The 12,731-nt window shown below is 42.5% G+C and carries 11 protein-coding genes; 10 read left to right on the forward strand and 1 reads right to left on the reverse strand.

Annotation, left to right across the window (positions count from 1 at the left end; translation table 11 throughout):
* Positions 1–17: 17 nt before the first annotated feature.
* From ACZ5OK_RS02015 to rlmD, 10 genes are all read left to right on the forward strand, one after another.
* Positions 18–881, forward strand: coding sequence for a methyl-accepting chemotaxis protein (locus tag ACZ5OK_RS02015; RefSeq protein WP_343841753.1), 864 nt, complete (start codon positions 18–20; stop codon positions 879–881).
* Between the two features lie 405 nt (positions 882–1,286).
* Complete coding sequence (gene putP / locus ACZ5OK_RS02020; protein ID WP_343841756.1) at positions 1,287–2,828, forward strand: sodium/proline symporter PutP; 1,542 nt, start codon at positions 1,287–1,289, stop codon at positions 2,826–2,828.
* 326 nt (positions 2,829–3,154) lie between these two features.
* Entirely contained in the window at positions 3,155–4,747 is a 1,593-nt protein-coding gene (gene aceB, locus ACZ5OK_RS02025) for a malate synthase A (protein WP_343841759.1), read from the forward strand.
* Positions 4,748–4,775: 28 nt separating this feature from the next.
* Entirely contained in the window at positions 4,776–6,056 is a 1,281-nt protein-coding gene (gene aceA, locus ACZ5OK_RS02030) for an isocitrate lyase (RefSeq protein ID WP_343841762.1), read from the forward strand.
* Positions 6,057–6,838: 782 nt separating this feature from the next.
* On the forward strand, positions 6,839–7,129 hold the full coding sequence (gene gatC / locus ACZ5OK_RS02035; protein WP_343841764.1) for an Asp-tRNA(Asn)/Glu-tRNA(Gln) amidotransferase subunit GatC: 291 nt from the start codon (positions 6,839–6,841) through the stop codon (positions 7,127–7,129).
* 13 nt (positions 7,130–7,142) lie between these two features.
* The gene (gatA, locus tag ACZ5OK_RS02040; protein ID WP_343841766.1) at positions 7,143–8,615 is read left to right on the forward strand and encodes an Asp-tRNA(Asn)/Glu-tRNA(Gln) amidotransferase subunit GatA; all 1,473 of its coding nucleotides are present in this window, start codon (positions 7,143–7,145) and stop codon (positions 8,613–8,615) included.
* Positions 8,612–10,042: an Asp-tRNA(Asn)/Glu-tRNA(Gln) amidotransferase subunit GatB gene (gatB, locus tag ACZ5OK_RS02045; protein WP_343841767.1), complete on the forward strand. Its 1,431-nt coding sequence runs from the start codon at positions 8,612–8,614 to the stop codon at positions 10,040–10,042. The genes gatA and gatB overlap by 4 nt, the downstream gene beginning before the upstream one ends.
* Positions 10,043–10,081: 39 nt before the next feature.
* Positions 10,082–10,204 (forward strand): hypothetical protein, encoded by a 123-nt coding sequence (locus ACZ5OK_RS02050; RefSeq protein WP_343841769.1) that lies wholly within the window; start codon positions 10,082–10,084, stop codon positions 10,202–10,204.
* Positions 10,179–11,075 carry a diacylglycerol kinase gene (locus tag ACZ5OK_RS02055; protein ID WP_343842204.1) on the forward strand — a complete coding sequence of 299 codons (897 nt, stop codon included), beginning with the start codon at positions 10,179–10,181 and terminating at the stop codon, positions 11,073–11,075. Before ACZ5OK_RS02050 ends, ACZ5OK_RS02055 begins: the two co-directional genes overlap by 26 nt.
* A gap of 131 nt (positions 11,076–11,206) precedes the next feature.
* Positions 11,207–12,583 carry a 23S rRNA (uracil(1939)-C(5))-methyltransferase RlmD gene (gene rlmD, locus ACZ5OK_RS02060; RefSeq protein WP_343841771.1) on the forward strand — a complete coding sequence of 459 codons (1,377 nt, stop codon included), beginning with the start codon at positions 11,207–11,209 and terminating at the stop codon, positions 12,581–12,583.
* 15 nt (positions 12,584–12,598) lie between these two features.
* On the opposite strand, the gene ACZ5OK_RS02065 is transcribed toward rlmD, so the two are convergent.
* On the reverse strand, positions 12,599–12,724 hold the full coding sequence (locus ACZ5OK_RS02065; protein WP_343841773.1) for a hypothetical protein: 126 nt from the start codon (positions 12,722–12,724) through the stop codon (positions 12,599–12,601).
* Positions 12,725–12,731: the final 7 nt, after the last annotated feature.

Raw genomic sequence — 12,731 nt, forward strand, 5'->3', positions numbered from 1 at the left:
TAGGAGTGAAAACAAAAATGACAGATGTTACTGAACAAATTGAAACAAATTCTGACATTCTAAATGCTTTTATTAAAGTGGCACCATATCTGAATAAATTGATACAGGATGATGTCACAGTTGGAATCTATGATACAGAAAAACTAATTATAAACATTCCTGGAGAAACCTTTGCTCTTAATGTTACTCCGGGTGATCCTCTTGCTGAGGGTGACATCATTACGAATGCCATTAAGGAAAACCAGTCAAAAGCTGAAATTGTGCCCAAGGAATTATTTGGTTTCCCTCTTATTGCACGTGCGATTCCGTTGCATGATGAGAGAGGAGCGGTTATTGGTGGCGTAGGTATGGGAACCAGTCTGGAGAAGGCTAACAAATTGTACGAAGTCGCTGAAAGCTTATCTGCAGTAGTTGAACAATCTGCTGCATCCATCCAGGAAGTAACCAGCTCCATTAATGAACTGGCCCAGCATGTAACAGATGTTTCCTCACAAGTGGAAAAAGTAAGTGAGAGTACAGAAGAAATTGGTGAGGTTTCAACCGTTGTCAGAGGAATTTCTGACCAAAGTAACCTGCTAGGGCTAAATGCATCGATTGAAGCAGCACGCGCAGGTGAGAGTGGAAGAGGATTCGGTGTTGTTGCCGAGGAAATCCGTAAACTGGCCAATAATTCAAAGGACAATGTTAAAAAAATTGACGAAGCAACACAAAAGATACAAAATTTAATTGCAGAATTCGACGAAGCATTTGCAGGAATCCACAAAATGACGGATGCTCAGGCTGCTGCCATACAGGAAATATCATCTACAGTTCAGGAAATTAGTACGAACGCCCAGGATTTAGCTAAAATGGCAGAAAACCAATTGCAGGCAGATGAATAGAAGGATTCTCAATAAAAAATAACCCGGTAAACTCCATAACAAGGAGTTAATCGGGTTATTTTTCTTTACCGTAATTTTAAAAAACTTGCATTTGATATATTCTATCTTAAACAGCAAATTGATTGCATGTCAGAGCAAAATGTCGAATAATGTCGTAATAAGCTATGCAAACCATTTATATGGTTCTTGGATATATTCATGGAAATTAAGGGAACTTATTCAGACTGAGACCGTTTTGTCAAACTTCTGTCAAAATGTGATAATAAACTCATTGTGTTTTTAGAGGAGGGGAATCATGCAGGATTATGTTTTATCCGGAGCAACATTATTTTGGCTGTTTGTTCCTATGCCAATATTGATTATTTTATCAGCAATTACACTATTCAACAGGAGTGACAAAGATTCATGAGTACGTTAATTACCTTTATTGTTTATCTGGCCGGGATGCTTTTACTCGGTATTGTCGGTTATCGGCTGACAAGTAATCTGTCAGACTATTTCTTAGGCGGAAGAAGTTTAAGTCCGGGTGTTGCCGCCCTTAGTGCCGGTGCATCGGACATGAGCGGATGGCTGCTGTTGGGGCTGCCTGGGGCTATTTATCTATCAGGTTTAGGAGAAGCATGGCTGGCTATTGGTCTGTCCGTGGGTGCTTATCTTAATTGGCAATTTGTTGCGAAGCGTCTACGCATTTATACAGAGGTTTCCAACAATTCCATTACCATTCCGGATTTTTTTGAAAACCGCTTTAAAGACCACTCTCATATCCTTCGTTTTGTATCTGCACTGGTTATTCTATTTTTCTTTACGATCTATACAGCATCAGGAATGACGGCAGGAGCGAAATTGTTCAGTTCGTCTTTTGATTTAACGTATACGCAGGGTCTCTGGATTGGTGCCATTGTCATTATTGCTTACACATTTTTAGGTGGTTTTTTAGCTGTAAGCTGGACCGACTTTATTCAGGGAATCTTAATGTTTGCTGCATTAATTATTCTGCCTATCGTGGCCATTAATGAACTTGGTGGATGGCAGGAGACTCTTAATAAGGTAGGAGAGCTTAGTACACAGATGGGCACCAATCATTTAGAGATGGTGTCAGGTGTAGCAATGATTGGAATTATTTCATCACTGGCATGGGGACTGGGCTATTTTGGACAGCCTCATATCCTTGTACGGTTTATGGGATTAAAATCTCATCGGGACGTACCTAAAGCGAGGTTTATCGGAATTTCATGGATGGTTCTTGGCCTCTTTGGTGCAATCTTTGCGGGACTGGCTGGCTTTGCTTATATAGGCTCCATGGATGCGAGTGTCCTGGCAGAGGAAAATGTAAAACTGGCATCTGTATTAGAAGACGGAACTGCCGTTGATTTTTCCCTGTTAGATGATGAGGAATCCATCTTCATTTTACTTTCACAAATGCTAACCAACCCCATCATTGCAGGAATCCTGCTGGCGGCTATTTTGTCTGCTATTATGAGTACAATCGATTCTCAGTTACTAGTGTCGTCATCTGCATTGGCAGAGGATTTCTACAAGGGAATTTTCCGTAAAAACGCAACAGACAAAGAGCTGGTTACCATAGCCCGTCTGTCCATTATCATCATTGCCATTATTGCTATAATGATTGCAAGTAATCCTGAAAGTTCAGTACTGGGACTTGTAAGCTATGCATGGGCCGGATTTGGTGCTGCGTTTGGACCTATCATTCTGTTATCACTGTTCTGGAAACGGGTTACAGCTCCCGGGACAATCGTCGGGATGATAACAGGTGCTGTTACAGTCGTTGTATGGGCTAATTTAACAGGTGGTATATTCGAATTATACGAAATTGTCCCAGGTTTCTTGTTGAATATGATTTTAACAATTGGAATCAGTCTCTTTACAAAGACCAAACCGGAGATGGACAAAGAATTTGATGAAGCACGTTCGATAGCCAGGAACTAAATCAGAAGAAAAGGATGCTCCACTATGATGTGGGGCATCCTTTTTTATTTAGGATATTGGAAATCGGTCGGGTTCGGATAAATGATGGGGTAGCTGATTAGAAATGGGGAGTTGTGGATGAATTAGAGTTTAATCGGCTTTAATAGTATTTTGTTGCGTAACCATCCCTCCAAAATCAATAAGATGAGTTATCTCCATGTTGATAACAACCTGTCGAAATCTTTTGTTAATTTTTTCTGAAAAAGGGGTTACATTTTCGAAATTACTGTTATATAATACAAAACATAATTAATAAACTGTAATATAACAAAAAGGATGGTGAGGATTTGACAGCTAAGGTTGCAGGTATTCCGAGGCCAAGGGAAGAGAGGCGCGACGAGACGGAGATCCTGACAGCTGGGGCACTTGTCTTTTTGCAGCAGCTGGAAAGGAAATTCGGTAAGCGCAGAAAAGAACTGTTACAGTACAGAGAAGAACGACAGAAGGAATTAGATGCTGGAAAGAAACCTGACTTTTTACCTGAAACAAAACATATTCGGGAGGGTGACTGGACCATTGCCCCAATCCCCGAGGAAATCCAGGATAGGAGAGTGGAAATTACAGGGCCGGTGGATCGGAAAATGGTCATCAACGCTCTCAGTTCAGATGCAAACGTCTATATGGCCTGTTTTGAAGATGCCACTTCTCCTACATGGGAAAATGTGTTTCAGGGTCAGATTAATCTGAAGGATGCTGTACGAAGATCGCTTGACATGATCACAGATAACGGGCAGACGTATGAGCTGAATGATCAAACAGCTGTCTTATTTGTCAGACCCAGGGGATGGCATTTAGACGAGAAACATTTAGTGGTTGATGGAAAACCGATGAGTGCGAGCTTGTTTGATTTTGGGCTGTATTTCTACCACAATGCTGAAAAGTTAGTAGAAGCGGGCACGAGGCCATACTTCTATCTGCCGAAAATGGAGAGTCACTTGGAAGCCCGCCTGTGGAATGATGTATTTACATTCGCCCAAAACTATTTCGGCCTATCACAGGGTACAATCAAAGCAACGGTATTAATTGAAACGATATTGGCCGCTTTTGAAATGGATGAAATTTTATACGAATTAAGAGAACACTCTGCAGGACTAAACTGTGGAAGGTGGGATTACATCTTCAGCTATTTAAAAAAGCTTAGAGGCCATGAAGAGGTTATACTGCCGGACCGTTCGCTGGTAACGATGACCGCTCCGTTTATGAGAGCCTATTCCCGGCTGACCATTCAAACGTGTCATAAACGGGGAGCGCAGGCGATTGGAGGAATGGCCGCACAAATTCCGGTCAAGGATGATGAAGCCGCAAATGAAGATGCTTTTGCCAAAGTGAAAGCCGATAAAGAACGAGAAGCCAAAGATGGTCATGATGGAACATGGGTTGCTCATCCTGGATTGGTTCCTGTAGCAAAGGAAGTGTTTGATAAGGAGATGCCAGGTGCCAGCCAGGTTGATATAAAGAAATTGGAGGACTTGGAGGTGACTGATGGGGATTTACTTGAAATTCCAACCGGTGATATTACAGAGCTTGGACTAAGACAAAATATTCGCGTTGGTCTTCTCTACATCGCGAACTGGTTACAAGGCAGAGGGGCTGTCCCTATCAATCAGTTAATGGAGGATGCGGCAACTGCTGAAATCTCACGAGCACAAATCTGGCAGTGGATCCGTCATCCTAAAGGTGTCCTTTCAGATGGAAGGAAGATAACCGTCAATCTCTATCAACAGTTCAAGCAGGAAGAGGTTGACAAAATTATGTCAGAGATAGGAGAAGAGGTGTTTGAACAGGGAAGATTTCATGAGGCTGTTGAGCTGTTTGACGAGTTAATTGAGAAAGATGAATTGGAAGAATTTTTAACATTACCAGGCTATGAAATTTTATAATATGAATTTTTCAGGGGAGGAATTTATAATGGATAATCGAGTAAAAGAATTGGAAAAAAGCTGGGAGCAGGACAATCGTTGGAAGGGTGTAGAACGTCCGTATTCAGCTGAAGAAGTGATTAACCTTAGAGGCTCTATTGATATTGAGCACACATTGGCGAAAAAGGGTGCCGAGAAGCTTTGGAATTATTTAAATACTGAGGATTATATTAATGCTCTTGGTGCTTTGACAGGAAACCAGGCTGTTCAGCAGGTAAAAGCAGGATTGAAGGCCATTTATTTGAGTGGATGGCAGGTTGCAGCAGACGCCAATCTATCCGGTCATATGTATCCCGACCAAAGCCTTTATCCGGCAAATAGTGTTCCGCACGTTGTAAAAAGGATTAACCAGGCACTACAGCGGGCTGACCAGGTTCACTATATTGAAAATGACCATTCCATCGATTGGTTTCAGCCAATTGTAGCAGATGCTGAAGCAGGATTCGGGGGTCAACTGAATGTGTTCGAATTAATGAAAGGCATGATTGAATCCGGAGCATCAGGGGTTCACTTTGAAGATCAGCTATCCTCTGAGAAAAAATGTGGTCACCTGGGTGGAAAGGTGCTGCTTCCTACACAAACGGCGGTAAGAAACCTGATTTCTGCTCGACTTGCAGCAGATGTAATGGGCACACCAACGATTGTTATTGCCCGTACCGATGCAAATGCAGCGGATATGGTAACAAGTGATGTAGACCCGTATGATCATGAATTTATTACTGGTGAACGTACTTCAGAAGGCTTTTACCGTACGAAAGCTGGTATTGATCAGGCGATTGCAAGAGGGCTGGCTTATGCTCCATATGCAGATCTGATCTGGTGTGAAACGTCTGAGCCAAACTTGGAAGAAGCACAAAAGTTTGCGGACGCTATTCATGAAAAATATCCAAATAAACTGCTTGCTTATAACTGCTCTCCATCCTTTAATTGGAAGAAAAAGCTTGATGAGGAAACCATAGCAAGCTTCCAGAAAGAGCTGGCAAAGATGGGCTATAAGTTCCAGTTCGTAACATTGGCTGGTTTCCATGCCTTGAACCACAGCATGTTTGAGCTGGCTAAAGGCTATAAAGAGCGTGGAATGGAAGCTTACTCTGAGCTGCAACAGGCCGAATTTGCCAGTGAAAAAGATGGCTACACAGCAACAAGGCACCAGAGGGAAGTTGGAACTGGTTACTTTGATCAGGTATCTACCATTGTTTCTGGAGGCGAATCTTCCACAACCGCCCTTAAAGGTTCCACAGAAGAAGAGCAGTTTACCGTTAAATCCTAAACGAATACCCATGAATGCCTGTTCTGTTGCCGCAGAGCAGGCATTCTTTTGTTTGCCCCCAGCTTTTATTGGTCGAAAACTCCCTCTGGCTTATTCAAAACATATCAATAGAATGGAAAAGAAGCAATAGGTTTCCGGGAAATCAGCTTGTTTGAATTGGGGAGCAGGGGTGTTAAACAAACGTTTGATTGAATTGGTGGAGTGCGCTCATATCAGGGGGGGTGGGAGGAATCGGTCGGAGTGAGTGGTTTATCGGTTAGTTTTGTGGAAGTATCGGTCAATTTGGAGGGAGAATCCATTAAATTGAGGGGTTTATCGATTAAAATACATCAGGTATCGATCCGGGCTGTGTGAATCGGTCTCCCCCGCGGGTTTATCAGTCAGTTACGCGGAAGTATCAGTCAATTTGGGGGAAGTATCCACCAAATTGAGCAGTTTATCAATCAATATGCCCCAGGAATCAGTCCCGGCTGTGCGTATCCGTTTCCCTCGAGGTTTTATCCACTATCCCCGCAGAAGTATCAATCAATTCAGAGGAAGAATCCACCAACATGAGCAGTTTATCAACCAAAACACAAAAGTCATCAATCCCGCCCGCGCATATCCATCTCCTACGAGTCTCCCCCATGGGTTATCCCCTAACCACATTACTCATCCTAAATTGTTCCTCTCCCCCCTCTAAAATGTTAGAATATAGATTGGTACAAGTTGCTACTTCATAGGTAATTTTGCTATTATAAATAAATATTGTAAGTGTTCGAGAAAATTTGGAGGTGAATGAGATGGATGATATTTCTAAAGATCAGGTAAAACACGTTGCAAACCTTGCTCGTCTTGCGATTACGGAAGAAGAAGCGGAAAAATTAACGGATGAGCTTGGTTCGATTATTAAATTTGCTGAGCAATTGAATGAGCTGGATACGGAAAATGTAGAGCCAACCACACACGTATTGGATTTAAAAAATGTGATGCGTAAAGATGAACCGAAGCAGTGGCTCACTCAGGAAGAAGCACTGAAGAACGCGCCAGACAAGAAAGATGGGCAATTCCGCGTTCCATCTATTTTAGAGTAAGGAGGCAGGAGACATGTCACTATTTGATTTTTCTATTAAAGAACTGCAGGAAAAAATACATAATAACGAAATCAAGGTTCAGGATTTAGTGGATGAGACTTATCAACGAATTTCCGATGTGGATGACGAGGTGAAAGCCTTTTTAACCCTGAATGAGGAAGAGGCACGTCAACAGGCAAAAGAGCTAGATGAAAGTGATGCGACAGCCGAAAAAAAGCTGTTCGGACTTCCGGCCGGGATCAAGGATAATATTGTAACGAAAGGGCTGCGCACTACATGCGGAAGTCAGTTTTTAGATAACTTTAATGATCCTTTATATAATGCCACCGTGGTGGACAAGCTGAATCAGGCAAAGTCGGTTACGATTGGAAAGCTGAATATGGACGAATTTGCGATGGGATCGTCCAATGAGAACTCCAGCTATTTTACGACACGTAATCCATGGAATACCGATTATGTCCCAGGTGGATCCAGCGGGGGTTCTGCAGCTGCTGTGGCATCCGGCGAGGTCCTTTATGCATTGGGATCTGACACTGGCGGATCGATTCGCCAACCGGCAGCTTTCTGCGGTGTTGTTGGGTTAAAACCTACATATGGAAGAGTTTCCCGTTTTGGTCTGGTTGCTTTTGCATCCTCCCTTGATCAAATTGGTCCTGTAACAAGAACGGTGGAGGACAATGCAAAAGTGCTTGAAGTGATTTCCGGACACGACAAAATGGATTCCACAAGTGCGAATGTTGAAGTCCCAAACTACAGCGAAGCCTTAACAGGTGATGTGAAGGGCTTAAAGATTGCCGTGCCTAAAGAATATTTAGGAGAAGGGGTTAATAAAGAGGTTCGCGATTCCATTCTTGAAGCACTGAAAAAATATGAAGAATTAGGTGCAGAATGGGAGGAGGTTTCCCTGCCTCATTCAAAGTATGCTGTGGCTACCTATTACCTGCTCGCATCCTCTGAAGCATCAGCGAACCTGGCACGATTTGACGGGGTTCGTTATGGAGTTCGTGCCGAAAATGCGAAGTCGATGATGGATATGTTCAAAGAGTCTCGCAGCCAGGGCTTTGGTGAAGAGGTTAAACGCCGGATTATGCTGGGAACCTTTGCCTTAAGCTCAGGCTACTATGATGCTTATTACAAAAAAGCACAGCAGGTTCGTACATTAATTAAACAGGATTTTGATAAAGTTCTTGAAGAGTATGATGTCATCATGGGACCAACAACGCCTACACCTGCTTTCAAAATCGGGGAACAAATTGAAGACCCATTGACGATGTATGCGAATGATATTTTGACCATTCCTGTTAACCTTGCTGGCGTACCGGGGATTTCCATTCCTTGTGGCTTCTCACCAGAGGGACTGCCAATCGGTCTGCAAATTATCGGTAAGCACTTTGATGAAAGTACAGTTTATCGTGCAGCCCATGCATTTGAGCAGGCGACCGATTATCATAAGCAAAAGCCAGCATTGGGAGGTGTTCAGTCATGAATTTCGAAACCATTATAGGGTTAGAGGTTCACGTGGAGCTTAAAACAGAGTCGAAAATTTTCAGTCCAAGTCCAAACGCATTTGGGGATGATACCAATACGAACGTAAACCCAATCGACTTAGGGTATCCAGGTGTATTGCCTGTTTTAAATGAAGAAGCCGTAAACTTCGGCATGCGGGCAGCACTGGCCTTGAACTGCGATATTGCTACAAATACAAAATTTGATCGTAAAAACTACTTTTATCCGGACAACCCTAAGGCATATCAGATCTCGCAATTTGATCAGCCAATCGGGGAAAATGGCTGGATTGAAATTGAAGTAGATGGTGAAACGAAAAGAATCGGGATTACCCGTCTTCACTTGGAGGAAGACGCCGGAAAGCTGACACACAGTGATGATGGCTATTCTCTGGTTGACTTTAATCGTCAGGGTACACCGCTGATTGAGATTGTTTCAGAGCCTGACATTCGCACACCAAAGGAGGCTTATGCTTACCTGGAAAAACTGAAGTCGATTATTCAGTATACCGGAGTTTCCGACTGTAAAATGGAGGAGGGCTCGCTTCGATGTGACGCCAACATCTCCCTTCGTCCTATTGGTCAGGAGGAATTCGGTGTTAAAACGGAGCTGAAAAACTTAAACTCCTTTAACTATGTGCAAAAAGGGCTGGAGTTTGAAGAAAAGCGTCAGGAAAAAGTGCTTCTGTCCGGTGGTGAGATTCTTCAGGAGACCCGTCGTTATGATGAGCAAACGAAGGAAACGATTCTCATGCGTGTAAAGGAAGGGTCCGATGATTATCGCTACTTCCCAGAGCCTGACTTAGTTCCACTTTATATTGATGAAGAATGGAAAGAGCGGGTTCGGGCAGAAATTCCTGAACTTCCTGATGCCAGAAAAGCCCGTTACATGAATGAACTGGGGCTTCCTGCCTATGATGCCATGGTTCTAACTCTTACAAAGGAAATGTCCGATTTCTTTGAAGAGACGATTAAAGCAGGTGCCGATCCAAAACTAGCCTCCAACTGGTTAATGGTGGAAGTTTCAGGTTATCTGAATAAAAATGATAAGGAACTGGAAGATATTGCTTTAACTCCTGAATCCCTTGCGAAAATGGTGAAGCTTATTGCAGATGAGACCATTTCTTCCAAGATTGCGAAAAAAGTCTTTAGCGAGCTGGTTGAAAAAGGTGGAGATCCTGAAAAAATCGTTAAAGATAAAGGGCTTGTTCAAATTTCGGATGAAGGTCAGCTTACCGAAATTATTACAGGTATTCTTGATAAAAACCAACAGTCCATTGATGACTATAAGAACGGAAAAGATCGTGCGCTCGGCTTCTTAGTCGGTCAAGTGATGAAGGCAACTAAAGGACAGGCAAATCCGAAAATGGTCAACAAAATTCTTTTAGGCGAAATGGAAAAGAGATAAAGAAAACAGGAAAAAATAAAGGTTGTCCGCATAAATATAGTGAAGAGAGCAGATACAGCTGAATCTGCTCTTTTCATTTCAAATAAAAAGGGATATGATGAGATTGGTATAGATATCCAAAATGAAGGTGAAGAAAATGAAGCGTGCCAGAATTATTTATAATCCGACATCGGGACGTGAAGCATTTCAGAAAGAGCTGCCCAGAGCTTTACGAAAGCTGGAAGAAGCAGGGTATGAAGCCTCTACACATGCCACAACCGGTGAGGGAGATGCAACAGAAGCAGCAAGAACAGCTGTCACAAGGGAATATGATGTTGTTATCGCAGCTGGTGGCGATGGAACGATTAATGAAGTCGTCAATGGATTGGCAGAGCAACCCTTTCGACCCAAGCTTGGTGTGATTCCTGTGGGGACAACCAATGATTTTGCACGATCTCTGAGAATTCCGAGAAACATTCAAAAGGCTATTGATGTCGTTATCGCCGGGAATACGAAAAAAATCGATATTGGCAAAATTGATGAGGATAGGTATTTTATTTATATAGCTGGTGGTGGAAAAATAACCGAGCTCACCTATGAGGTTCCGAGCAAATTAAAGACGATGCTAGGCCAGCTTGCTTATTATATTAAAGGAATCGAAATGCTTCCGTTTATGAAGCCAATCAATGTCCGAATTGAATATGATGATCATATTCTGGAAGAGCCCATCATGATGTTTCTGATTTCGAATTCCAATTCAATCGGCGGGTTTGAAAGAGCAAACCCTTTAGGTGAAATGGACGATGGTTATTTTGATTTATTGATCGTTCGTAAAACACATTTTGGCGATATCCCTAAAATAGCGACAAGCCTTCTTAAGGGGAACCATATTCACCACGACAAGATCATTTATACAAAGACAAAATCACTGACGGTTGATGTAGAAGAAAACGTATCGTTAAATATTGACGGGGAATATGGCGGATTATTGCCCGGGAAATTTGTCAATTTGTATCAGCATATTGAATTCTTCGTACCTGAGAATACGGATTAGACATGAGGTTGTCTGATTTCGTATTCTTTGTTTGTAAAGGTGATGCAAATGGACAAACTTTGAATCAGATGATTGTTTTAACGTTTTAATGGAAAAATAGAACTAAAGTTAAACATAAAGGAAGATTCATAATGGCAAAAGTGAAACCACCTGTGGCAAAAAATGAAACCATCGAGCTTGAATTTGTCGATTTGACCCACGAAGGCTCAGGTGTAGGAAAGATAAATGGATACCCTCTGTTCGTTCCCTATGGATTACCAGGGGAAAAAGCCAAGGTTAAAGTTGTTAAGGTCAAGAAAAATTTCGGATTCGGAAAATTACTGAAGGTCCTCGATCAAAGCCCGGAGCGTATTGAACCTCCGTGTGATGTGTTTTACCAATGTGGTGGATGTCAGATTCAGCACATGAGCTATAAGATGCAATTGGACGTGAAGCAAAAGCAGGTACAGGATGCCATGCGAAAAATTGGCCATTTAGAAGAGGTTCCTGTACATCCGACGATTGGTATGGAGGACCCATGGCGTTATCGAAATAAGGTTCAAATTCCTGTTAAGGGAGTAGAAGGCCGCCTTGAAACAGGTTTTTATAAAAAGCGGAGCCACGACATTATTAATATGGATACTTGCCCGATTACTGATGAACAGAATGATCGAATGGTTGAAGCCGTGCGCCGAATTGCCGAGGATGCAGGGATTACTCCGTATGATGAGGATAAACATCGCGGGATTCTAAGGCATATCATGGTCCGTAATGGCAAGGAAACCAACGAGATTATGGTTGTGCTTGTAACCAGGACGGACAAGCTTCCGCAACAGGAGAAGATTGTCGAGGAAATTCGTAAGGCCTATCCGAATGTAAAATCCATTATGCAGAACGTAAATCCTGAACGGACAAATGTTATTCTAGGGAAAAAGACAAAACTCCTATGGGGAGAAGAGTACATCCATGATTCCATTGGGGATACACAATTTGCGATTTCAGCCAAGTCCTTTTATCAGGTAAATCCTGAGCAGACGAAAACCCTGTATGACAAAGCATTGGAATACGCTGATTTAAGCGGTAATGAAACCGTAGTTGATGCGTACTGCGGGATTGGAACCATTTCTCTTTTCCTGGCTCAGAAAGCCAAAAAGGTGTATGGAGTAGAAATCGTTCCTGAGGCTGTTGATGATGCAAAGAAAAACGCAAAACTGAATCATATTGATAATGCAGAATTCTATGTCGGAGCCGCTGAAAAGGTGATGGACTGGTGGAAAGCGCAAGGATTAAGACCGGATGTTATCGTTGTGGATCCTCCCAGAAAAGGCTGTGATGAAACACTGCTAAAGGCCATGCTGGACATGCAGCCGAAGCGAATTGTCTATGTTTCCTGTAATCCATCCACTTTAGCAAGAGATTTGAATATCTTAGCTGAGGGTGGGTATGAAACTAAACAGGTGCAGCCAGTGGATATGTTTCCGCAGACGAGCCATGTGGAATGCGTGGCGCAAATAGAGTTGAATTTGTAATGCAAAAATAACCTTTTACTTTTTGGCATAGAGTTCTGCCAAAACCCCAATTTTATAAAGAAAAAGGCTTAAAGCGTTTGAGGGAAACGGAGAAAGTGAGAAATCTCTTTCTTTGTCTTTCAAACGCTTTTTTGCTTTCATCAAGGCT

It is taken from the genome of Salinibacillus aidingensis (assembly GCF_055393355.1).